The organism is Nitrospirillum iridis (assembly GCF_014205765.1).
In the GTDB taxonomy this organism is placed as follows: domain Bacteria; phylum Pseudomonadota; class Alphaproteobacteria; order Azospirillales; family Azospirillaceae; genus Nitrospirillum; species Nitrospirillum iridis.
The window spans coordinates 1-24293 of the sequence record NZ_JACIIZ010000001.1; the positions used below are offsets into that span (position 1 = coordinate 1).

Consider the following 24293-nt stretch of genomic DNA (forward strand, 5'->3'; position numbering starts at 1 on the left):
CCCATCGAGATGGCATTCGCCAAACTCAAGGCTCACCTCAGGCGCATCGGCGCAAGGACCATCGACGACCTCTGGAAAGCCATCGGAAACATTTGTGACCTCTACGACCCCGACGAATGCTGGAACTACCTCAAGGCCGCAGGATATGCGTCCAATTAAAGGCTCGATGCTCTAAGTGGGCTTTGATAGCGTCGTGTACCGGTCATAGCCGCACAATCACTTCTTTAGGATAAAATCACCTTACAAAAGAAAGGTGAAAGTGTCCAGAGCCGTGCGACGGCCTGCCCCCCCTCTGTCGGTGACCAACAGGTCGGCGGCGCCTTGAGTAACGGCCGTATTGATGTGCTTAATAAAAGATACCGCTACCATCGTGCATACCGGTTCCGAGAAATCGTTTTCATCCGGAAGAGCGCCCATAAAACCATGTTAGGGAGTGAATCGATGAGACGTGCGTTCCAGGCCCTGGCCTGCGCCGCCCTGTTCGGCCTGCCGCTGACGGCCGCGTTGGCGCCTCAGCCGGCCCAGGCCAAGCCCGCAGCCCCGGCCCACCACTACGAGAACTTCCGGGTGGCGATCTACATCGCCGTCAACAGCACCCGCCAGCTGGCTGACAAGGCCACGTTCGACCGCGAGTTCGAGCGGGCGATGCGGCAGACCCATTTCAACAAGGTCTATCTGGAGGTCTACCGCAACCACGTCTTCGCCACGGATGAGGAGATCACCCGCATCAAGGCCTGGTTCGAGGAAAAGGGCGTGCAGGTGTCCGGCGGCATCACGCTGGCGGCCGGCGGCGAGGGCGGCCAGTTCGGCACCTTCGATTACGAGAAGCCGGCCGACCGGGAGGAATGCGCCAAGGCGGCCCGCCTGGCGGGCAAGCACTTCGACGAAGTGATCCTGGATGACTTCTTCTTCTATGCCAGCAAGAGCGACGCCGACATCGCCGCCAAGGGCGGCCGCAGCTGGACCCAATACCGTCTGGAGACCATGCGCGGCGTGGCGCGCGACCTGGTGCTGAAGCCCGCCAAGGAGGCCAACCCCAAGGTCCGCATGGTCATCAAGTACCCCAATTGGTACGAGCACTTCCAGGGGGCGGGCTATGACCTGGAGCAGGAGTCCCAGGACTTCGACGCCATCTACACCGGCACCGAGACGCGCGACCCGGTGGTGACCGACCAACTGCTGCAGCAGTATGAAAGCTACGAGATCTACCGTTACTACAGCAATATCCGGCCCAAGGACGCGAAAGGCGGCATCGGCAACGGCGGCGGCTGGGTCGACGACAACTCCACCCTTTATGCCGACCGCTATGCCGAGCAGCTGTGGGACACGCTGTTCGCCAAGGCGCCGGAGATCACCCTGTTCAATTGGCGCCCCATGTCGGAGGCCAAGGCGGTCCAGCCGGGCAACCGCCAGGCCTGGGCGGATCTGCCCACCACCTTCCGCTGGCAGGACATGGTGGCGGGCTACAAGGCCGGCGCCCCCCGCGACGGTCAGGACCCCCGCCCGGGCTGGGGCCGCCTGGCGGGCTATGCCCTGGAGACGGTGGACAAGGATCTGGGCAAGCTGGGCCAGCCCATCGGCATCGCCAGCTACAAGCCCTATCAGTCCTCCGGCGAGGACTTCCTGCACAACTACCTGGGCACCATCGGCATCCCCATCGAGCTGTCGCCGAAGTTCCCGGTCAATGCCGACGTGGCCCTGCTGACGCAGGCGGCCGCCCATGACCCCAGGATCGTGGAGGAGATCAAGGGCAACCTTGTGGCAGGCAAGACGGTGTTCATCACCTCCGGGCTGCTCTCGGCGCTGCAAGGCAAGGGCATCGAGGACATCCTGGAGGTGCGCGATACCGGGCACAAGGTCGCCATCCATGACTTCCTGAACGGCTATGGCGCTGGCAACGGCGAAAGCCTGAACGACCCGGCGCACGACAATCCGGCCGTGCTGTTCCCCGAGATACATTTCTACACCAACGACAGCTGGCCCATCCTCCGTGGCGTGGCCAACGCCAAGGGCTTTCCCATCCTGCTGATGAACCGGTATTCCAAGGGCATCCTTTACGTCCTGACCATGCCGGAGAACCCGGGCGACCTGTACAACCTGCCCCAAGGCCTGGTGACGGAAGTGAAGAAGTACCTGCAGCGGGACTTCCCCGTGCGTCTGGACAGCCCGGACCATGTCAGCCTGTTCGCGTACGACAATGGCACCTTCGTGGTGGAGTCCTTCCGCGACCAGCCGGTGACGGTGACCCTGTCGCTGCTGGGCCAAGGCGTGCACCTGCGCAACCTGTCCACCGATCAGGCCGTGGCGTCAGCGGCGGTGGATGCCAAGGCGGCGGACCGCTGGAAGCGCGACGGCGTGCCGGCCCGCACCGACTTCGCCGCCACGGTGCAGCCGCACTCCTACCAGGTGTTCAAGATCGAAAAGTGAGGACGCAAAGCCGGCGGATGCGGGCGCCCGGCGATCGAGGGACCGGGCCAACAATGGCAATGTTCCCTTTCCGTTCATGAATGATCTGCTAGGATGCCGGGGCCATGACCAGCCCCGGCATCCGCAAGATCATCCATGTCGACATGGACGCGTTCTACGCGTCGGTGGAACAGCGCGACAACCCGCACCTGCGCGGGCGGCCGGTAGCCGTGGGCTATGGCGCCAAGCGCGGCGTGGTCGCGGCGGCCAGCTATGAGGCGCGGGAGTACGGTGTGCGCTCGGCCATGCCGTCGACCACGGCGCTGCGCAAATGTCCGCCCCTGGTCTTCGTGGCGCCGCGCTTCGATGTCTATCGCGCCATCTCCCGCCAAATCCGGGAGATCTTCGCCGACTACACCGATTTGATCGAGCCACTGTCGCTGGACGAGGCCTATCTGGACGTGACGGAGAACCGCCGGGGCCTTCCCACGGCCACCGCCACGGCCACGGAGATTCGCGCCCGCATCAAGGCGGAGACGGGGCTGAACGCCTCGGCCGGGGTCTCCTACAACAAATTCCTGGCCAAGCTGGCCTCCGACCACCGCAAGCCCAACGGCCAGTTCGTCGTGCCCCCGGGCATGGGCGAGGCTTTCGTCGAGAACTTGCCGGTGGGCAGGTTCCACGGCGTGGGCCCGGTGACGGCGGAGAAGATGAACGGCCTGGGCATCCATACCGGCGCCGATCTGCGGCGGCAGACGGTCACCTTCCTGCAGACCCATTTCGGCAAGTCCGGCCCCTGGTACCACGCCATCGCCCATGGTGAGGACCACCGCCCGGTGGTGCCGGACCGGCCGCGCAAGTCCTCCGGTTCGGAAACCACCTTCCTGGAGGATCTGACCGAACCGGCGGCGGTGGAGCAGGGGGTGCTGTCCATGGCGGATGAGGTGTGGGGGTGGTGTGAGAAGGCCCAGGCCTTCGGCCGCACCGTGACGGTGAAGATCAAGTATGGCGACTTCCGCCAAGCCACCCGCAGCCGCACGCTGGCCGCCCCCGTGGTGGCCCAGGACACGCTGCGCACCGTCGCCGTGGACCTGGTGCGCACTGTCTATCCCTTGCCCACCGGCGTGCGCCTGCTGGGGGTCACCGTCTCCAGCTTCGAGGCGTCCGGCCCGCCGGCGCAGCTGGAGTTCGGGTTTTGATGCCGGCGCCATCGTTGATGATCCTGGCCAGCGCGGGTGGGGGCCAGGGCGGCGCGATCGCAGGACGGGGCGGCCGCATCATTACGCTGGCGGCAATAATGAAGTGTCGAGACCGGCAATTCTCAACATGGGCTGAGTGGGCGACCTTGTGGTGGCGGATCGGGAATGAACCCGGCCCCGAAATCAGGAACCAGGCCATGAAGCTCTACCACCACCCGCTGTCGGGCCATGCCCATCGGGCACGTCTGTTCCTCTCGCTGCTGGGGCAGCCGCACGATCTGATCGAGGTCGACCTGATGGCGGGCGCCCACAAGACGCCGGAATTCCTGGCCCTCAATCCCTTCGGTCAGGTGCCGGTGCTGGACGACGACGGCGCCATCGTCTCGGACTCCAACGCCATCCTCGTCTACCTCGCCCGCAAGTTGGGCCGTGGCGACTGGCTGCCGGAGGATCCGCAGGGCGCGGCCGCCGTGCAGCGCTGGCTGTCGGTGGCGGCCGGGGAGGTCGCGTACGGCCCGGCGGCGGCCCGACTGGTGACTGTCTTCGGGTCCAAGCACAATCCGGATGAGGTCATCGGCCGGGCCCACGCCCTGCTGAAGACGCTGGAGGCTTATCTGGCCGGCCGCGACTGGCTGGTTGGCACCCATCCCACCATCGCCGACGTGGCGCTGTACAGCTATGTGGCGCGGGCGCCGGAGGGGAATGTCGACCTGTCGGGCTATCCCCGGGTGATCGCCTTCCTGCGCCGCATCGAGGCGCTGCCGGGCTTCGTCCCCTTCGCCGAGACGCCGGCCGGCCTGTCCGCCGCCAAGTGACGGGTGCCTCGGGTGCACCAAGGGGTGCGCCCGACCGACCGCGACCGGGAAGGGGTAGGGATGATGAGCGACAGCCTGACGAAGAAGACGCTGGCGGTATGGCATGACGGCGAGACGGCCCTTCAGGAGAAGGCCGGCGTCGCCGAACGGATGGCGGTGGTGGGGCAACGGGTGATCCGGGACTACATGCCCGATCAGCATCGCGCGTTCTACGCCCAGATTCCCTTCGTCGTCGCGGGCAGTGTTGACCGGCGGGGTGACGCCTGGGCCACGCTTCTGGCCGGCCGGCCCGGCTTCATCTCCTCTCCCACGCCGCAGTCCCTGGACATCGCCGCCCGGCCCGATCCCACCGACCCGGCGGGCGAGGGCATGCGGCAGGGCGAGGCCATCGGCCTGCTGGGGATAGAGCTGCACACGCGCCGGCGCAATCGGGTGAACGGCATCCTCCGCTCGGATGGCGGCCCCTTCCGCTTCGAGGTCGACCAGAGCTTCGGCAACTGCCCGCAGTATATCCAGCGGCGCGACCATCGCTTCGCCCGGGAACCCGGCGAGCCGTTCGTGGGCGAGGTGCTGGAGGGCGCGGGGCTGGATCCGGCCGCGCGCCGCATGATCGCGGCGGCGGACACCTTCTTTGTCGCGTCCTATGCCGACCGCGACGACCGCCGTCAGGTCGACGTGTCGCATCGCGGCGGCAGGGCGGGCTTCGTCCGCGTCGCCGAGGACGGCACGCTGACCATTCCCGACTTCGCCGGCAACCTGTTCTTCGCCACGCTGGGCAACATCCTGGTGAACGGCAAGGCCGGGCTGGTCTTCATCGATTTCGCGACCGGCGACATGCTGCAGATGACCGGCGACGCCCAGGTGGTCCTGGAGTCGCCTGAGATCGCGGCTTTCCAGGGGGCGGAGCGGCTGTGGACGTTCCGCCCCCGCCGCGTGGTGCGGCGACCGGCCGCGTTTCCCCTGCGCTGGTCTTTCCATGAGGACGGCTGGTCGCCCAATTCGCTGATGACGGGTGACTGGGCGCAGGCCGCCGACCGTCTCCGCGCCGCCGATCTCCCGACGCGGTGGCGGCCGTTCAAGGTGACCCGGATCGTGGAGGAAAGCGCCCAGATCCGCTCCTTCCATCTGCTGCCGGATGACGGTGCCGGGCTCATTCCGCACGAGGCGGGCCAGCACCTGCCCATCCGGCTGAGCCTGCCCGGGGCGGACAGGCCCGTCATCCGGACCTACACCCTGTCCGTGGCGCCGTCGGATGGCGTCTACCGCATCAGCGTCAAGCGCGAGGGGGCTGTCTCATGCCACCTGCACGACGTCATCCGCGTGGGCGACATCATCGAGGCGCGGGCCCCCGCCGGCGCCTTCACCATCGACGCCCGCCAGAAGCGCCCGGCCGTGTTGCTGGGCGGCGGGGTGGGCATCACCCCCATGCTCGCCATGCTGCGCCACGTGGTCTATGAAGGGCTGCGCACCCGGGGCATCCGGCCGACCACGCTGTTCCACGCCGCCCGGTCCAAGGCCGAACGTCCCTTCGATGCGGAGTTGGCGGAGCTGACGGCCACGGCCAACGGGGCGGTGCGGGTGGTGCGCGTGCTCAGCGACGTCACGGATGCCCAGCCGGGTGTCGACTATGAGGCCGCCGGGCGCATCGACATGGCGCTGCTGGGTCGTTTCCTGCCTTTCAACGACTACGACTTCTACCTGTGTGGGCCGGCGCCCTTCATGCAGGCGCTTTATGACGGCCTGCGCGGTCTCAACATCGCCGATGACCGCATCCATGCCGAGGCGTTCGGACCTTCCTCGCTGGTGCGGACGGCCGACGCCACCGTCGCCGCGCCGCCGCGTCCGCCACCTGCGACCGTGCCGGTTCCGGTGGTCTTTACCCATTCCCTGAAGGAGGCGCGGTGGACGCCGGACTCGGGAACTCTGCTGGAACTGGCTGAAGCGCGGGGCCTGGCCCCGGAATTCAGCTGCCGCTCCGGAAGCTGCGGCACGTGCCGCACCAAGCTGCTGGCGGGATCGGTCACCTATGTGAAGCAACCCACGGCGCCGGTGGCGGATGATGAGGTGCTGGTCTGCTGCGCCGTCCCGGCGGCGCCGGCGCCGGGTGCGGACGCCCGCGTCCAACTGGCCCTCTGACCTGGAACCGCCACGCCGGGCATGATGGCGATCACGTCCGGTGACGGCGGTATTCCGATACGGGATTATTTTGGCGACAGGCCGATCCCGGATCCCTGTACTTGTGCCGAGTCCCGCGCCCGGCTGATATGAAGGGCGGGACAGCGGAAGGTAAGGATCGATGGATCGCTGGCAGGCCATGCGCATGTTCGTGAAGGTCGCGGAGACGGAGAGCTTCGCCGCGACCGCCCGCCACATGCGGATGAGCGCGCCGGTGGTGACCCGCACCATCGCGGCCTTGGAGGACGCCATCGGCGCCCGGCTTTTCGTCCGGACGACGCGGTCGGTGAAGCTGACCGAGGCGGGCAGCCGCTATTTCGACGATTGCCGGCGCATCCTGGCGGACCTGGCCGAGGCGGAGGCCGCCGCCGCCGGCTCTTACGCCACACCATCGGGGACGCTGACCGTCACGGCGTCGGCGCTGTTCGGGCGGATGCACGTGCTGCCCATTGTGACGGAATATCTGGACGCCTATCCGGCGATGTCCGCCCGCACCTTTTTCATCGACCGTCCCGTGAACATCATTGAAGAGGGCATCGATGTCGCCGTCCGCATCGGCCGTCTGCCGGACTCGGGGTTCACCGCCATTAAGGTGGGCTCGGTCCGCCGGGTGATCTGCGGGGCGCCCGCCTATTTCGAGAGGCACGGCATTCCCACGACACCAACCGACCTGAAGGATCATCGCATCGCCGCCTCGACCAGCGCCTGGGCGTCGCCGGAATGGCGGTTCGCCGACGACCAGCGGGTGCTCCTCCACCCCACCCTGTCCTGCAACACCAACGACGCGGCGATCGCGACCGCCCTGTCGGGGTGGGGGCTGACGCGGGTGCTGCACTATCAGGTCGGTCCAGCCTTGCTGGAAGGTCGCCTGCGGATCGTGCTCAGCGAGCATGAGGAACCGCCGCTGCCCATCCACGTGCTGCATCCCGAAGGACGCCACGCGCCGGCCAAGGTGCGGGCGTTCATTGACCTCGCCGTGGCGCGCCTGCGCGCGAACCGGCTGCTGAACTGACGATTCGCGCCCGTCAGACGCCCGCGCGGCGGCGCAGTTCGTTGCGCTTGGCCGCCACCTCGGCGCGGGCGCGCTGCACGGCTTCCATCTCCGTGGCCTCCAGCAGGCCCTCGATGACCCGGCCCAGATGGTCGCGCATGGCGGCGCGGGCCCCTTGGCTGTCACGGGCGGCCAGGCTGTGCAGGATGCGCTGGTGTTCCTCCACCCGGGGATGGTCGCCCACCGTGCGGGCGCGCTCCAGCATGGCCATGCACAGGGGCGACTTGTAGCGCATGTCCCACAGCTGCTCGACCACGCCGATCAGCGCGGAGTTGCGGGTGGCGCGGGCGATGGTCAGGTGGAAGCGGCGGTCGGCCTTCTCCCCCACGGCGTTGCGCGCGTTCTCCTCCCCGATTTCGTGCAGCAGGGTGGCCAGTTCCGCCAATTCCTCATCATTGATGGTGGTGGCGGCCAGGGCCGCCACCTCGCCCTCCACCAGGCGCCGGGCTTCGGTCAGCTCGAATGCGCCGATGTCCAGTTCCGCCGAGGACTCCTGCGCCGGCAGCTGGTCCGTGACATAGATGCCGGAGCCGTGCCGCGCCTCCACCAGGCCCAGGATTTCCAGGGTGATCATGGCCTCGCGCACTGTCGGCCGGCTGACGTCGAATTTCTCCGCCAGGTCGCGCTCGGACGGCAGGCGCTGGCCGGGGGCGTAGGTTCCCCGGCGGATGTCGGCGGCGATGGCGTCGGCCACGTGGCGGTACAGCCTCTGGCCACTGGCGGGAATGGGCAGCATGGGATTGCTCTGACCAGATCAAGGGCGGACCAAATCAGGATAGGGCAGGGGCCGTTCACTCCGCCAGTTCAATATCGTCTTCTTGACAGGTCCCCTGGTGTATGGAAGACATAAGTGGTAAGACCAATTTTGTGCGGATCGTAAGGCCGCCTCCGGGGCGGGATGAGCCGCCCTCTCCACTGGTGAAGGTTGGACCCGATGTTGAAGATCAAGGACGCCCGGGTGGTGGTCACCTGCCCCGGCCGCAATTTCGTCACGCTGCGCATCGAGACGGCGGACGGGCTGTACGGCCTGGGCGACGCCACCTTGAACGGCCGCGAACTGGCGGTGGTCAGCTATCTGGCGGACCATGTCATCCCCTGCCTGATCGGCCGCGACGCCCACCAGATCGAGGACATCTGGCAGTATCTGTACAAGGGCGCCTATTGGCGCCGGGGGCCCGTCACCATGTCGGCCATCGCCGCCGTGGACATGGCGCTGTGGGACATCAAGGCCAAGGCCGCCGGCATGCCGCTGTACCAGCTGCTGGGTGGTGCCTGCCGCTCGGGCGTCATGGTCTACGGCCATGCCAACGGCCAGACCATCGAGGAGACGGTGGAGGAGGCGCGCAAGTACCAGGCGATGGGCTACAAGGCGATCCGGTTGCAATCGGGTGTCCCCGGCCTGCCGTCCACCTACGGCGTGTCGGGCGACAAGATGTTCTATGAGCCGGCGGATGGCGCCCTGCCGACGGAGAATGTCTGGTCGACCGCCAAGTACCTGCGCACGGTGCCCAAGCTGTTCGAGGCGGCGCGGCTGGCCCTGGGCAATGACGTCCACCTGCTGCATGACGTCCACCATCGCCTGACGCCCATCGAGGCCGGGCGCCTGGGTGGAAGCCTGGAGCCCTATCGCCCGTTCTGGCTGGAGGACCCGACGCCGGCGGAAAACCAGGAGGCCTTCCGCCTGATCCGCCAGCACACCACCACCCCCCTGGCGGTGGGGGAGGTGTTCAACAGCATCTGGGATGCCAAGGATCTGATCCAGAACCAGCTGATTGACTATATCCGCGCCACGGTGGTGCACGCCGGCGGCATCACCCATCTGCGGCGCATCGCCAACCTGGCCGAACTGTATCAGGTGCGCACCGGCTGCCACGGCGCCACCGACCTGTCGCCGGTGACCATGGCGGCGGCCCTGCATTTCGACCTGTCCATCCCCAATTTCGGCGTCCAGGAGTATATGCGGCACACGGCGGAGACGGATGCCGTGTTCCCCCACGCCTACAGTTTCAAGGACGGCTATCTGCACCCGGGTGACGCCCCCGGCCTGGGGGTGGATTTGGATGAGGCGCTGGCCGCCCGCTACCCTTACCGCCGGGCTTATTTGCCGGTGAACCGTCTGGAGGACGGTACCCTGCATAATTGGTAAGGGTGGTTTGTCCCGCTTGGTTTCCCTTGGGCGCGGCGATCTGGCCGCGCCCTTGTTGTTTATGGGGACGTGGGTCCCATGGATGCCCGATTACTGGGGTAGCATGCGGTCAGGCCAGGCGGCTGGAGCAGGCTTGACAGGCGCCATGTGGTATGACCAATATCGCCATACCAATTATAAAGGGTCGCTCGAGCGGCCTGACACAGGGGAAGGGAACGCTCCAATGAGCAGAAAAATGGCCTTGTTGGCCACGGCTGCGCTGCTGGGTGTGATGAATGGGAGCATCCAGGCCAAAGCCCAATCGAATCCGCCGCCCGCATCGCCGCAAAGCGCGGCTGCCGACACCGCCGACGCGATCGCCGAGATCGTGGTGACGGCGCAGAAGCGGGCGGAAAACGTCCAGGACATTCCCGTGGCGGTCACGGTGGTGAGCGCCGACGCGCTGGCCAAGGCGGGCGTCACCCAGTTCGCCGACATCACCAAGCTGGCGCCGTCCATGACCGTGTCGGCGGGTGACCAGCCGGCCAACAGCGCCATCGTCATCCGTGGCATCGGCACCTTCGCCTACAGCATCGGCGTGGAGCCCAGCGTCCTGGTGGTGATCGACGACGTGGCGGTGGGCCTGCAGGCCCAGGCCTTCACCGACCTGGCCGACGTTGACCGGGTGGAGGTGTTGCGCGGGCCGCAGAGCACGCTGTTCGGCAAGTCGGCCTCCGCCGGCGTGGTCAGCGTCACCACCAAGGCGCCGACCGACACCTTCACGGCGTATGGCGACGTCACCGTCACCGACGATGACGAACAGCGCACCAATGTCAGCATCTCCGGCCCCCTCAGCGACACGCTGAGTTTCCGCCTGACGGCTTCGCAGCACCAGTACGGCGGCAACATCCACAACCTGGCGACGGACGACAAGCTGGGCGCCGACCGGTCGTGGAGCCTGCACGGCAAGCTGCAATGGAAGCCGACCGACCGGTTCGAGGGCACGCTGTCCGCCCACTACAACAAGGACCAGTCCAATTGCTGCGTCGGCACGCTGGCACGGGTGGACTCCGGCGCCTTGCTGCTTGGCATCGCCGGCGCCACCCCGGCCAAGGTGCTGCCCGGCGTCGTGCCCGGCCCCGACAACACCAACGTCAGCCAGGATCAGGCGCCCCGCTCCGACACGCTGGATTATGGCGGGTCCGTCCACATGACCTATGATTTCGACGACATGGCCCTGATCTCCATCACCGGATGGAACAAGTACCGTCTCAGCGACCATACCGACCTTGATGGCACGGCGCAGGACGTGCTGGGCGCGCTCACCCCCTACACCGCCGCCAATGGCCAGATCACCCCGGCCAGCCATGGCGGCCTGGTCCAGGGCGGAACGTTCGACGCCCGCACCTTCAGCCAGGAATTCCGCCTCGCCTCGCATGATGCCGTGCCCTTCGGCTATCTCGCCGGCATCTACGCGTCGGATGAGGATTTCGTGCGCGGCTTCCACCGCGGCCCCTACACCCGGGTGGGGGCCGCCGACTGGCGGGGCGAGGCCCAGTACCAGAATTACGCGGCTTTCGGCCAGACGACCTGGACCTTCCTGCCCGACTGGACGCTGATCACCGGCCTGCGCATCAACCGCGAAGAGGGCAGCTACCGCTTCAACGACTATTACAAGCAGACGTCCTATCCGCTGGCGGGGGCCTCCACCGGCGACGGGGACACGGTCGCCACCGGCAGGGTCGGCCTGCAATACCAGGTGTCGCCCGATGTCATGGCCTTCGCCACATATTCTCGCGGCTACAAGGGCCTGGCTTATGACCTGACCAGCAGCTTCAGCGCGGTGGTGGCGGCCAACCAACCCATCCGGCCGGAGATGTCGAACAACTACGAGCTGGGCGTGAAGAGCGAGCTGTTCGACCGCCACCTCGTCCTGAACGTCACCGCTTACGATACGGAGTATACGGACTTCCAGGTGCAATCCATCGTGCCCGGGGTGACGACCAATTTCCTGCTGACCAACGTCGGCGGGGTGCGGACGCGGGGCCTGGAACTGGATTGGCTGGCCCGGCTGACGCCGGAACTCAGCCTGACCGGCGGCTTCGCCTACACCGACGCCCGGGTGACGGATTTCCCCTATGCCCAGTGCTACAGCGGCCAGGCGTGCAGCCTCTTGCCCGCCCCCTTGAACGTGCAGAATCTGGCGGGCAAGCGCCTGCCCAACGCGCCGGAGGAAAAGTTCAACATCGGGGCCAGCTATCACCTGCCGCTGGAAGGCCTGCCCGTCACCAGCGACATCAATCTGAATTATTCCTGGCAGAGCAAGGTTAACTTCAGCCTGACGCAGGATCCGGGCACGGTGCAGGACGCCTACGGCATCGCCAACCTCTCCATTTCCTTCGTGGAGCGGGACAATCAGCGCTACAGCCTGACCCTTTTCGCCAACAACCTGTTCGACCAGCATTATGCCGTGAACATGGCCAACGCCCGCGGCACTTGGGGCGTGTTCGCCTATACCCAGACCCTGCCCCGGGACTACAACCGCTACCTTGGCATGCGCCTGGGCTTCAACTACTGAGCGCTCTCCCCCTCCACCCGCCCGCGGGGCGCCTCCGGGAACGGCTTGCGGGCGGGTGGCCTTCTTATTTGTCACGGGTTCGGATCAAATGTTTTCGCGACCGAACCGGTTGGATGCCATTAGCGTAGCCTTCACCCATTGCCCGCCCCCGGCTTTCGCCCCATGCACCAAGAAACGATGTCAGGAAGGACACCCATGCCGCCTCACGCCGCCCGCCGCCTGAACCGCCAGCGCCTTCGTCATCCCGTCCTGGCGGTGGCCGCCCTCGCCCTGATGGCCAGCGGCGCGCATGCCGGGGAACGGCGCGACCTGCCGCTCAGCGCCGGCTGGCAGTTCCATCAGGGTGATGTGGGGGGTGCCGAGGCGCCGGCCTTCAACGACACCGGCTGGGCCACCGTCGGCCTGCCCCACACCTGGAACCATCTCGGCGGGACGGCCCAGCGGGGGCCCGACTACAACGCCACGCGTGGGGCCGGCTGGTACCGCCTCCGCTTCACCCCGCCGGCCGATTATACCCACGCCAAGGTCTGGCTGCAGTTCGATGGCGCCAGCATCAATACGGAGGTCTGGCTGAACGGGCGGAAGCTGGGCGTGCACCAGGGCGCCTTCGGCCGCTTCCGCTTCGACGCCACGCCGGCGCTGAAGCTGGGCAAGGTGAATGTGCTGGCCGTCCGGACCGACAATTCCAGCCCATCGAAGGCGGGGTCGCCCACCACCGACGTCATTCCCATGTCCGGCGACTTCTTCCTGTTCGGCGGGCTGTATCGCCAGGTCTCGCTGATCGCCACCGATCCGGTGCACATCGACATGCTGGATTGGGGCGGCCCGGGCCTTTACGCCCACACCGATTCCGTCGACGGGCACACGGCGATCATCGCGGTGACCGCCCGGGTCAAGAACGATGCGGCCCAGGCGCGGCAGGTGGTGGTGAAGACCGCCATCGTCGATGCCCAGGGCGTCCCCGTGGCGACCGACAGCCATCCCCTGTCGTTGGCCGCCGGTGCGCTGGAGGAGCCGGAACAGAGCTTGAGCGTGCCCAACCCCCATCTTTGGGACGGCCGCACCGACCCCTATCTCTATCAGGTGGTCACGAGGGTGGAGACGGCGGACGGCCAGATGCTGGACCAGGTGACCCAGCCGCTGGGCATCCGCAGCTTCCGCTTCGATCCCGACCAGGGCTTTTTCCTGAACGGGCGGCATGTGTCCCTGCACGGTGTCTCCCGTCACCAGGATCGGCCGGGCAAGGGCTGGGCCATCACCCCCGCCGACCAGGCCCAGGACATGGACATCATGCTGGACCTGGGCATCAACACCCTGCGCCTGGCCCATTACCAGCATGACCAGGCCATCTATGACCTGGCTGACAAGGATGGGGTGGTGGTCTGGGCGGAAATCCCCCTGGTCAACCGCACCGCGCCCGAAACGCCGGAGGGGGACAAGGGCGTCACGTCCGCCGCCTTCGCCGACAATGCCGACAGCCAGCTGCATGAACTGATCAAGCAGAACTACAACCATCCCAGCGTCGTCACCTGGTCCATCGGCAACGAGGTGAACCTGATGGCGTCCTTTGGCCGGGGCGTCAGCAAGGCCCGGCCGCTGCTGACCCGGTTGAACCAGGCGGCGTACGATCTGGACCATACCCGCCCCACCACCATGGCGGACTGTTGCGAGCCCTGGCCCGACCAGCCTAAGCCCGGGTTGGACGTGGTGGCGGAGATCACGGACCTGCTGGGCTACAACCGCTATCAGGGCTGGTACTACGACAAGCCGGAGGATTTGGGCCCGGTGCTGGACCGGCTGCACAAATTGCACCCCCGCCTGCCGCTGTCGGTCAGCGAATACGGCGCCGGCGGCGCCCTGACCCAGCATACCGACCAGGCGCAGGCCGGCGTCGTCTACGCCAAGGGCCATTTCCATCCGGAAGAGCTGGAAAGCCGGCTGCATGAGATTTGGTGGGCGCAGCTGAAGGCGCGGCCCTACCTCTGGGGCACCTTCATCTGGAACATGTTCGACTTCGCCAGCGACAGCCGCACCGAAGGCGACATGGTCGACACCAACGACAAGGGCTTGGTGTCCTATGACCGCACGGTCAAGAAGGACGTGTTCTTCTTCTACAAGGCGGACTGGAGCGACCAGCCGGTGCTGCACCTGAATGGCCGCCGCTATGTCGACCGTGCCTATCCCGTGACCGACGTCCAGGCCTACAGCAATGCCGCGACCGCGCGTCTGACCCTGAACGGCCGCGACCTGGGTACCGCACCTTGTCCCGAGCACATCTGCCGCTGGCCGGCGGTGCGCCTGGATGTGGGCGACAACGTGCTGGTGGCCTCTGCCGATATTGGGGGCAAGGCGATCGGCGATAGCCTCACCTGGCGCTTCGGCGGCCGGGCGGACGAGATCCGCATCCGCGCCGGGGCCTCGGCCGGCCTGACCACCGCGGCCGGCGCCCGCTATGGCTCCGACGCTTTTGTCACCGGCGGCACGCCGCACGACCGCAACCCGGGACCGGAATTCGGCAAGCCGGACACGACCCCGCCCGCCGTCACCGGCACCCCCGACCCCGTGTTGTTCGAGACCTATCGCGAGGGCGCGTTCCGCTATCATGTGCCGGTGCCGGCCGGGCGCTATCAGGTCACCCTGCACTTCGTCGAGCCGGCGCTGGCGGCCGGCGCCCGGGTGTTTGACGTCGCCGCCAATGGCGGCGTGGTGGTGAAGCGCCTGGATGTCGCGGCCGAGGCCGGCGGGCCCCTGAAGGCGCTGGACCGCACCGTGTCCGTCGAGGTGAAGGGCGGCGACGGCCTGGAACTCGACTTCCGCCCCGTCACCGGCCAGGCGATCGTGTGCGCCATCGATGTGGTGGCGGCGCGGTGAGCGTCGCCCCGCCGGCCGTGGAGACAGTGCCGCCTGACGCCCCTGGGGTACCCCCTGGGATGGCCAAGCCGCAGGGCCGCTACCGGTGGCTGGTCTGCTTCCTGCTGTTCTCCGCCGTGGCGCTCAGCTACGTCGACCGGCAGGTGCTGGGGGTGCTGAAGCCCCTGCTGCAGGAACGCTACGGTTGGACCGAAATCGGCTACGGCACCATCGTCTTCTGGTTCCAGGCGGCCTACGCCAGCGGCTATCTGGTGTTCGGCCGGCTGGTGGATCGCATCGGCGCCCGGGTCGGCTATGCCCTGGCGGTGGGCATCTGGACCATCGCCCACATGGCCCACGCCGCCGCGTCGTCCGTCGCCAGCTTCGCGCTGGCCCGTGTGCCCTTGGCCCTCGGCGAATCGGGCGCGTTCCCCGCCAGCCTGGCGGCGGTGGCGGAATGGTTCCCACAGCGGGAACGGGCCCTGGCCATCGGCCTGGCCAACGCCGGCGCCAATGTCGGCGCCATCCTGACACCGCTGATCGTGCCGGTGGTGACGCTGGCCTGGGGCTGGCGCGCCGCCTTCCTGGTGACGGGCCTGTTCACCATCGTCTGGCTGGTCGCATGGCTGGCCCTTTACCGCCGCCCGCGCGAGGTCGCGCGTCTTTCGGCCGAGGAGTTGGCCTATATCGAGGCCGACCCGGTGCCGCCGCCGGTGCGGCTGTCCTGGCGGCGGGTGCTGGCGACACGGGAAACCTGGGCCTATGTCCTTGGTCGTTTCGTCATCGATCCAATCTGGTGGACCTTCCTGTTCTGGCTGCCGGACTTCTTCGCCAAGCGCTATGGCCTGGACCTCAAGGGCTTCGGGCCGCCCCTGGTGCTGATCTACATCCTGGCCGATGTCGGCAGCGTGCTGGGGGGCTGGGGCTCTTCCCGCCTGCTGGCCCGGGGCGTGGGCCTCAACCGGGCGCGGAAGATCGCCTTCCTGGTCTGCGCGCTGGTGGTGATGCCGGTGGCGCTGGCCATGGAAACGTCCAGCCTGTGGGTGGCGGCGCTGCTGATCGGTTTCGCCTGCGCCGGGCATCAGGGCTTTTCCGTCAATCTCTATGCGCTGCCGTCCGATCTGTTCCCCCGCTGGGCTGCGGGATCGGTGATCGGTTTGGGTGGGGCGGCGGGCGGCATCGGCAGTATGCTGATGGCCCAGGCGGCCGGCTGGATCCTGCAGGCCACCGGCAGCTACCGTCCCATCTTCCTGATGGCGGCCGGCGCCTATTTCGTGGCGTTCGCCTTGATCCATCTGGTGACGCCGCGCTACGCGCCGGCGCGCATCGACCGTTAGCGGAGCAGTCCTTGGCGGATATCGACACCCCGGCAGCCAAACGGGCCCACCGCCGCAAGGCGCTGGCCGGCGACGGCCGGTTGGCGGAGGCCCCGGACGCCACGGCCATACCCGCCTGGACCCTGGCCCGCCCGCCCACCATCAACGACGTGGCGCGCCTGGCCAAGGTGTCGAAGAAGACGGTCTCCCGGGTCATCAACCAGTCGCCCCACGTCCATGACGCCACCCGCGCGGTGGTGGACGCGGTGGTGGCCCGCATCGGCTACGTCCCCAGCCCGCAGGCGCGCGGCTTGGCCATCAACCGCTCCTTCCTGCTGGGCCTCATCTACGACAACCCCAACGCCCAATACATCGTGAACGTCCAGGGCGGCATCCTGGAGGCCTGCCACCGCGAGGGGTTCGAGCTGGTGGTCCATCCCTGTCGCCAGGTGGCGCCGGGCTTCCTGGCGGACGTGAAGGCTTTCATCCAGCGCCAGAACCTGGACGGCGTCATCCTGATCCCGCCCCTGTCGGAGGATGCGGCCCTGGTGGCCCTGTTGCGCGCCATCGACTGCCCCTACATGCGCCTGATGTCCGTGCCGTTGGATGAGCCCAAGGCCATGGTGCTGCACACCGACCGCGCGGGGGCGGCGGAGGTGGGGGCGCACCTGGCCCAGTTGGGCCACACCCAGGTGGCGCTGATCACCGGGCCGCAGCGCTATCGTTCCACCCTTGAGCGGCGCGAGGGCTTCATCGGCGCGCTGGCGGAGCGGGGGGTGTCGGTGCCGGAATCCTGGATTCTCGAGGGCCAGTACACCTTCGAGTCCGGGGAGACGCGGGGCATGGAGCTGCTGACCGGCCCAGACCGCCCCACCGCCATCTTCGCCAGCAATGACGAGATGGCAGCCGGCATCTACCGGGCGGCCTACCGCCTGGGCATCGCCATCCCGCGTGACCTCACGGTGGTGGGCTTCGACGACACGCCGCTGTCCTCGCGCATGTGCCCGGCCCTGTCCACCGTGCGCCTGCCCATCCACGACATGGGCCGGCTGGCGGCCGACCGGCTGATCGCCCGCATCAACGAGGGCGATGCCGGTTCCGCCAAGTCCAAGACCTCCCAGCCCCTGACGGTGACGCCCCGTCTGGTGGTGCGCGAGTCGTCCGCCCCGCCGCCGGCGTAGGGCGCGATGATCGGCCCAGAGGGACGTATCTGACGCGTGAAGCCGCGCTAAGCGCTGAAGGTCGCGCCCGGCAAATCCACCGGCAGATCCGCCGTATCGTCCAGATGCACGCGCAGGGCGCCGGACAGGGCGGGGGCGGCCAGCGCCACGTCCGGCTGGTCGTCGGCCAGCGCGGCGGCCAGGGCCGCCTGGTTGAAACGGCGCACCGTGGGGCTGTCCGCCGCCACCCCGGCCCCGTCGACGATCGCGCGGACATAGTCCGCGCCCACCAGCACCTGCAGCGCCTGCACCTGGTCCGCCACCGCCCACTCGTTCAGGGGCGCCAGGGCCGCGAGCTCATCGAACATCGCAGGTCCCGCCGCCAGCCGGTCCAGCAGCGGGGCGAAGAAGCCTTCATGCAGGGCGACATCGCCGAAGGACCGGGGCACGACCATGGCGCAGTCCGCCCGCCGGCGGGCCAGGGCGTAGCGGGTGCCGCGGTGGACGGTCAGCAGGGCGTCCAGGCTCAGGGGCGCCAGGCCGTTGGCGTAGATGTCGCGGCGGAACTGGCGGTTCAGCGCCATGTCGCGCACGCCCTCGCGCAACAGCGAGGTGGGCATGGCCGCCATCAGGGCGCGCGGCTTCTCCGGCACGGCCAGCAGCGGCACGTTGTCGGCATGGGTGCCGGAACCGATGAAACCGGCGCCATGGCCGCCCATGAAGGTGGCCATTTCCTTGTGATAGAAGACGCGCCAATATTCATTCAGGTATTCATGGGCGACGTAGCCGGCGTCCAGGCTCTCGATGGCTTCCAGCTGCTGCTTGATCGCGGGATTGGCGTCGAAGTACAGGGCGCCGGTGTCCGCCATCTGGCGCAGGAAGGCGCGCACCTTGTTCACCCGCTCCTCCACCGTGCCGGTGGTGACGGCGTAGGCGTCCACCATCAGCGCGCGGATGGGCATCTTGCCGGCCCAGCCCGGCTGGCAGTTATAGCTGGCATAGACGATGCCGCCGGGCTTCAGGCGGCGGCGGATGACGGCGCCGATCTCCCGCCGCACCGTCTCGCTGACCCAGCTCATGATCCCGTGCATGACGATGAAGTCGCAGTCGCCGCTGGGGCCGCGCTCATCCGTCGCCAGATCCTGGAAGCTCGCGGCGCTGAAGCTGGCATTGTCCAGCCCGGCGGCCTGGCGCAGGCCTTCGGCGCTGGTCACATGCACGGGATTGAAATCCACGCCCATGAAATGGCCCTGGGGGAACAGGCTGGCGAACAGCAGCGGGCTGTAGCCATGGCCGCAGCCCAGGTCCAGATAGCGGAAAGGCCGGTCCAGCCGTGGGGCCTGGTAGCCGCACTGCAGGGCGGCGTAGGCGATCGAGGCCGGGTTCAGTTCCTGGTAATAGCGCCGGGGGTAGGCGATGCCGGTGAAATAGCGATGAGACTCATCCAGCACCATGCCCTCCGGCGTCCCGCCCCCGGGAATGGCCTTTGGGGTGCCGGTGGGCGCCTGCCGGTTTCCGGTCATTGCACCATTGTCCTTTGCATTAATGTCGGCTCTTGCCGCCGACCTTGACCCCGGCCGGTCCCGCTGTCGAGAGATAATGGCGCCAGCCCCCTTGGAATGCTGTTGAAACATGGCCGGTGGGCGGATTCGACGCATCACGTCAAAGCGTAACAGAGGGCTTATAAGCTCTAAAGCCCCTTAGGTTGAATTGCCGCGAAGCAGATAGAATTAACGGTGAATTTTATGAATCTCGCCCTTCGCCCCAAATTGCTGGCCGCGTTCGGTGGCCTGTTACTGTTGACCATCGCCATCAGCCTGCTCTCCTTATGGCAGATCGGCACAATCAATAGTGCCGCCGCCGAGATTCGGACGGTTTGGCTGCCGTCCATCGACGTCATCGGCGATATGAAGGCGTACACCGCCCGTCAGCGCATCGCCGCCAGCCGGGTGGCGGTGGCGGCCGACGATGCCGCGCGGGGCGAGGCCCTGAAGCTTTACGGCAAGCAGACGGCCGACCTGGCGGCGGCGCTGAAGCGCTTCGACGCCATCGGTGTGACGGGCGAGGCCGCCGCCCTCTATGGCAAGTACCAGGCGTTGCGCGGGCCCTACGAGGCGTCCATGACCGCCGCCTTCGATCTCGCCAAGCAGAACCGCGAGCAGGCGGAAAAGGCCATGAACGGGGAGATCGTCCAGGCCTTCCGCAAGGTTCAGGAGGCGCTGGAGGCGCTGGCGAGCCATGACCGCCAGGGGGCGGCCCAAGCCAACGAAGTGGTGCGACAGGCTTACAGCCATGCCCTGTGGAGCATCGCCCTCGTCGCCTTGGTGGCGGTGGCGGTGTCGGCGGGGGCGGTTTTGTGGCTGGACCGTGATGTGGTGCGGCATCTGGCGCGGCTGGCCGGCATCATGCGCCGCCTGGCCGACAAGGATTACGGTTTCACGCTGGAGGGCACGGCGCGCGGGGATGAGGTGGGCGACATGGCCCGCGCCATCGACGTTTTCCGCGCCAGCATGCGCCAGGGGGACGAACTGGCGGCGGCGCAGGCGGCGGAGGCCGCGGCCAGGACCGAACGGGCGAACCGGGTGGATGCGCTGGTTCAGACCTTCGACAGCGATGTCGCCCACACCCTGCAGTCGGTCAGCCAGGCGTCAGGCGGTCTGCACGAGACGGCGGAGAGCCTGAGCCGCATCGCCGAGACGGGGGCCCGCGACGCCGTGGCGGTGGCCGGCGCCTCCGAACAGGCGGCGGCCAATGTGCAGACGGTGGCCGTGGCGGCGGAGGAACTGGGCGCCAGCATCGGCGAGATCGGGCGCCAGGTGTCGGTGTCGGCCACCATCGCCGCCAAGGCGGTGGCGGAGGCGACGCGCACCAACCAGGCCGTGTCCAGCCTGACGACGGCGGCCGAGCAGATCGGCGCTGTGGTGGCCCTGATCGCCGACATCGCCGGGCAGACCAACCTGTTGGCCCTGAACGCCACCATCGAGGCGGCGCGCGCGGGCGAGGCGGGCAAGGGCTTCGCCGTGGTGGCGTCGGAGGTGAAGGCCCTGGCCAATCAGACGGAACGGGCCACCAACGACATCCGCCAGCAGATCGAATCCATGCAGGCCGCGACGGGGGAGGCGGCCGGCGCCATCGCCGCCATTGGCCAGACCATCGGCCAGATCGACCACATCACCACCACCATCGCCGCGGCGGTGGAGGAACAGGGGGCGGCCACGCAGGAAATCGCCCGCAACGTGGCCGAGGCGGCCCGCGGCACCAGCGAGGTCAGCGCCGGCATGAACGGCGTGCGCCAGGTGGCGGAGGAAACGGGGACGGTGGCGAGCGAGGTGCTGATGGCCGCCGACGATTTGACCAGCCAGTCCGATGGCTTGCGCGCCCGCGTTTCCACCTTCCTGGCGGCGCTCCGCGCCGCCTGATCCCCTTTCACGAAGGGCTCCCGAGAAGCCCGCAGGCAGCCCGCAGGCAGAAGGTCATGTTGATGAAGAAAGCCCGGTTCACCGGCTCCGCCCTTGCCTTGGCCGTCGCCGCCCTGTTGGCGGCGGCGGGCGGTGCGCTTGCCGCCGACACGAAGCCGCCCAGCTATCCCAACCAGGCGGACGGCGACGTGGTCGTGCCTGATTTCGCGCTGAGCAATGGGGAGCATCTGGCGAACGCCAAATTCCATTACACCACCCTGGGCACGCCCCAGCGGGATGCGTCGGGCGCCATCACCAATGGCGTGCTGCTGCTGCACGGCACCACCGGCAGCGGCCGCAACTTCCTGAACCCCAGCCTGGGCGGGGAACTGTTCGGGCCGGGCCAGCCGCTGGACGCCGCCAAGTATTTCATCATCCTGGCCGACGGCATCGGCCATGGCGGCTCCTCCAAGCCGTCGGACGGGCTGAAGGGCCGCTTCCCCCACTACGGCTATGTCGACGCGGTCGAGGGCCAGTACCTGACGGTCACCAAGGGCCTGGGCATCAAGCACCTGAAGCTGGTGGCCGGCACGTCCATGGGCGGCATGCAGACCTGGATCTGGGGTGAGCGCCACCCGGGGATGATGGATGCGTTGATGCCCATCGCCTCCCAACCCGTGGCCATCTCCGGTCGCAACATGCTGTGGCGCCAACTGATCATCGATGCCATCCGCAATGATCCGGACTGGAAGGGCGGGGAATACACGACCCCGCCGGCGGGCTATACCCACGCCCTGCCCATCTTCAACATCATGGTCAACAACGCCGCCATCCTGCAGCAGCAGGCGCCCAGCCGGGCGGCGGCCACCACCCTCTACGGCCAGTGGGTGGCGGACTACGGCCGGACCGTGGACGCCAACGACTATCTCTACTGGTTCGAATCGTCCTACGACTACGACCCGGCCCCCGACCTGGAGAAGATCAAGGCCAAGCTGGTGGCGGTGAACTTCGCCGACGACCTGCTGAACCCCGCCGAACTGGGGGTGATGGAGGCGGCGATGACGCGCATCCCCACCGGCCGCTATGTCCTGATCCCGGCGTCGGACCAGACGCGCGGCCACCAGACCCTGACCCAGGCCAAGGTATGGAAGGGCGCGCTGGATGAGGTGTTGAAGTAGCGGTACCGCAAGGTATGAAAGCCGGCTCAGGCGCATGTCCTGGCCGGCTTGCGACGCCTCAGTTCTTGCCGGCGTAGCGATCGGTCGCGCGGATCAGCTGGTCCAGGATGCCGGGTTCGGAATGGGCGTGGCCGGCCCCTTCGATCAGGTGGAAGTCCGCTTCCGGCCAGGCCTTGTGCAGGGCGTAGGCGTAGCGGGCGGGGCAGGGCATGTCGTAGCGGCCATGGACGATGGTGCCGGGGATGTGCCGCAGCTTGTGCGCGTCGCGCAGCAACTGCCCTTCCTCCAGCCAGGCGCCGTGCACGAAATAGTGGTTCTCGATGCGGGCGAAGGCCAGGGCGTAGCGCCCGTCCTGGAAGACCGCGGCCAGGTCCGGATCGGGCAGCAGGGTCACCGTCTCACCCTCCCAGATGGCCCAGGCCTTGGCGGCTTCCAGCTTGGCCGCCTCGTCATCGCCGGTCAGGCGGCGGCGGTAGGCGGCCATCATGTCGTGGCGCTCGGCCTCGGGAATCGGCGCCTGGAAGCGTTCCCACTTGTCGGGGAACATCTCCGACGCGCCGAACTGATAGTACCAGAGCAATTCGGCCCGGGTCAGGGTGTAGATGCCGCGCAGCACCAGCTCGCTCACCCGCTCCGGGTGGGTCTCGGCATAGGCCAGCGCCAGGGTGGATCCCCAGGAGCCGCCGAACACCTGCCACTTCTCCACGCCCGCCATTTCCCGCAGGCGCTCGATATCCGCCACCAGGTGCCAGGTGGTGTTGGCCTCCAGGCTGGCGTGCGGCGTGGACTTGCCACAGCCGCGCTGGTCGAACAGCAGGATGTCGTAGAGGGCGGGGTCGAACAGGCGGCGATGGCCGGGACTGATGCCGCCGCCTGGGCCGCCGTGCAGGAAGACCACGGGCTTGGCCCCCCGGGTGCCGCAGCGCTCGTAATGGATCACGTGTCCATCGCCGACATCCAGCGTGCCGGTTTCATAGGGCTCGATGGGGGGATAGGGCGTGCGCGGCGCGGTCATGGGGCGGCTGTCCTTATTTGGGCGTATCGCCCTCGGTGGCTGTCGTCGCCGGAGCGGAGTCCGGCTCGGCCGGCACCCAGCCGGTCTTGGGGGCGGCGCCGTCCGTCGGTGGCGTCGCGGTGTCGGGGGGCCCGGCAGGTGGCGTCGTGGCGGGCGTCGTCGTGGCTTGGGGCGTCGTGGCTGGGGGCGTCGCGATCTGGGGTGGCTGCGCCGGCTGCGCGGGCGTCGGTTCCGGCGCCGCGGCGGTCTGGGCCGCCTCCGGCTGCGGTGTCGGCGCGGCCGGGGCGGGCACGGCGGTGGCCGGCTCCGGCGCCGTGGGGACGGGTGTGACGGCGGTGGGGGTGACAGGGGCTGGTGTGACCGGTGCGGGGGTGACCGCCACCGCTTGCGCGGGCTTGGCCGGCTTGGACTCGGGCTTTGGTTCCGCCGCCTTCGTCTCCGCCGGCGGGTCGATGGCGACGGTATAGTCGGGCACGATGCGCGCCTGGGCGCCGGTGATGACCAGCACCTTCTGGCCCAGGGGGATGGGGGCGGGCTCGCGCTGGGTGACCGACAGCAGGTCGCCGTTGGGCTTGCGCACGATATATTCCCAGCCGGTGGTGTCGCCGGTCATGTGCTCCGCGCTGGTACCGACGATGGTGCCCACCACGGTGCCGCCCACGGCGCCCAGCGCGCTGCTGGGGCCCAGCTGTGACCCCAGGATGCCGCCCGCGGCCCCGCCGGCCACGGCGCCAACCGTGCCGCTGGCGCTGATCGACACCTGGCGGAAGCCGATGATGATTCCCGGCTCGGCCTTGTTGGCCTGCTGCACGGCGGCGGCATTGTAGGTGTTGGGCGAATAGTCGGCGGCACAGCCGGCCAGCAGAAGGGCGGCCCAGAGGGGGGCGGCCCAGAGCGGGGTGGCGGAAATGACAGTGGCCGGCAGGCCGAACCGGATGGATCGCGACACGGGCGGAACCGTTCCCTGGAAACGACCGGGGCGGGGAGGACCCGGCATAGGCTATATGGACAGTCCCGTGTCATAGGA

Annotated in this window: 16 protein-coding genes and 1 pseudogene; 13 read left to right on the forward strand and 4 right to left on the reverse strand. The window is 68.0% G+C overall.

Going from position 1 to position 24293, the window contains the following annotated elements; translation table 11 throughout:
• From FHS74_RS30215 to FHS74_RS00025, 6 genes and pseudogenes are all read left to right on the forward strand, one after another.
• Positions 1-159: pseudogene (locus tag FHS74_RS30215) on the forward strand (IS630-like element ISSpo6 family transposase); the annotation flags it as partial.
• 282 nt (positions 160-441) lie between these two features.
• Complete coding sequence (locus FHS74_RS00005) at positions 442-2427, forward strand: hypothetical protein (protein ID WP_184796246.1); 1986 nt, start codon at positions 442-444, stop codon at positions 2425-2427.
• Between the two features lie 104 nt (positions 2428-2531).
• Entirely contained in the window at positions 2532-3605 is a 1074-nt protein-coding gene (gene dinB / locus FHS74_RS00010) for a DNA polymerase IV (protein ID WP_184796255.1), read from the forward strand.
• A 197-nt stretch (positions 3606-3802) separates the two neighbouring features.
• On the forward strand, positions 3803-4420 hold the full coding sequence (locus FHS74_RS00015; protein WP_184796257.1) for a glutathione S-transferase family protein: 618 nt from the start codon (positions 3803-3805) through the stop codon (positions 4418-4420).
• A 60-nt stretch (positions 4421-4480) separates the two neighbouring features.
• A complete protein-coding gene (locus FHS74_RS00020; protein ID WP_246462830.1) occupies positions 4481-6556 on the forward strand; it encodes a 2Fe-2S iron-sulfur cluster-binding protein in 2076 nt (691 codons plus the stop codon).
• Positions 6557-6716: 160 nt separating this feature from the next.
• Positions 6717-7607 carry a LysR family transcriptional regulator gene (locus FHS74_RS00025; RefSeq protein ID WP_184796262.1) on the forward strand — a complete coding sequence of 297 codons (891 nt, stop codon included), beginning with the start codon at positions 6717-6719 and terminating at the stop codon, positions 7605-7607.
• A gap of 13 nt (positions 7608-7620) precedes the next feature.
• Here the strand turns inward: FHS74_RS00025 and FHS74_RS00030 are convergent, their stop codons facing one another.
• Positions 7621-8382, reverse strand: a complete 762-nt coding sequence (locus FHS74_RS00030) for a FadR/GntR family transcriptional regulator (RefSeq protein WP_184796264.1) — start codon at positions 8380-8382, stop codon at positions 7621-7623.
• Between the two features lie 198 nt (positions 8383-8580).
• Here FHS74_RS00030 and manD point away from each other — a divergent pair, with 198 nt between their 5' ends.
• From manD to FHS74_RS00055, 5 genes are all read left to right on the forward strand, one after another.
• Positions 8581-9792, forward strand: a complete 1212-nt coding sequence (manD, locus tag FHS74_RS00035) for a D-mannonate dehydratase ManD (RefSeq protein ID WP_184796266.1) — start codon at positions 8581-8583, stop codon at positions 9790-9792.
• Between the two features lie 223 nt (positions 9793-10015).
• The gene (locus FHS74_RS00040) at positions 10016-12349 is read left to right on the forward strand and encodes a TonB-dependent receptor (RefSeq protein WP_184796268.1); all 2334 of its coding nucleotides are present in this window, start codon (positions 10016-10018) and stop codon (positions 12347-12349) included.
• A gap of 195 nt (positions 12350-12544) precedes the next feature.
• A complete protein-coding gene (locus tag FHS74_RS00045) occupies positions 12545-15220 on the forward strand; it encodes a glycoside hydrolase family 2 TIM barrel-domain containing protein (RefSeq protein WP_184796270.1) in 2676 nt (891 codons plus the stop codon).
• A gap of 59 nt (positions 15221-15279) precedes the next feature.
• Positions 15280-16536 carry an MFS transporter gene (locus FHS74_RS00050; RefSeq protein WP_184796272.1) on the forward strand — a complete coding sequence of 419 codons (1257 nt, stop codon included), beginning with the start codon at positions 15280-15282 and terminating at the stop codon, positions 16534-16536.
• 11 nt (positions 16537-16547) lie between these two features.
• Entirely contained in the window at positions 16548-17696 is a 1149-nt protein-coding gene (locus tag FHS74_RS00055) for a LacI family DNA-binding transcriptional regulator (RefSeq protein ID WP_246462831.1), read from the forward strand.
• A 47-nt stretch (positions 17697-17743) separates the two neighbouring features.
• Here the strand turns inward: FHS74_RS00055 and FHS74_RS00060 are convergent, their stop codons facing one another.
• On the reverse strand, positions 17744-19198 hold the full coding sequence (locus FHS74_RS00060) for a class I SAM-dependent methyltransferase (RefSeq protein WP_184796274.1): 1455 nt from the start codon (positions 19196-19198) through the stop codon (positions 17744-17746).
• Between the two features lie 222 nt (positions 19199-19420).
• On the opposite strand from FHS74_RS00060, the gene FHS74_RS00065 reads away from it, so the two are divergent.
• On the forward strand, positions 19421-21094 hold the full coding sequence (locus tag FHS74_RS00065) for a methyl-accepting chemotaxis protein (RefSeq protein ID WP_184796276.1): 1674 nt from the start codon (positions 19421-19423) through the stop codon (positions 21092-21094).
• Positions 21095-21156: 62 nt separating this feature from the next.
• On the forward strand, positions 21157-22251 hold the full coding sequence (locus FHS74_RS00070) for an alpha/beta fold hydrolase (protein ID WP_184796277.1): 1095 nt from the start codon (positions 21157-21159) through the stop codon (positions 22249-22251).
• A 58-nt stretch (positions 22252-22309) separates the two neighbouring features.
• Here the strand turns inward: FHS74_RS00070 and pip are convergent, their stop codons facing one another.
• On the reverse strand, positions 22310-23266 hold the full coding sequence (gene pip, locus FHS74_RS00075) for a prolyl aminopeptidase (RefSeq protein ID WP_184796279.1): 957 nt from the start codon (positions 23264-23266) through the stop codon (positions 22310-22312).
• A 13-nt stretch (positions 23267-23279) separates the two neighbouring features.
• The gene (locus FHS74_RS00080) at positions 23280-24215 is read right to left on the reverse strand and encodes a hypothetical protein (RefSeq protein ID WP_184796281.1); all 936 of its coding nucleotides are present in this window, start codon (positions 24213-24215) and stop codon (positions 23280-23282) included.
• Between the last annotated feature and the right edge of the window lie 78 nt (positions 24216-24293).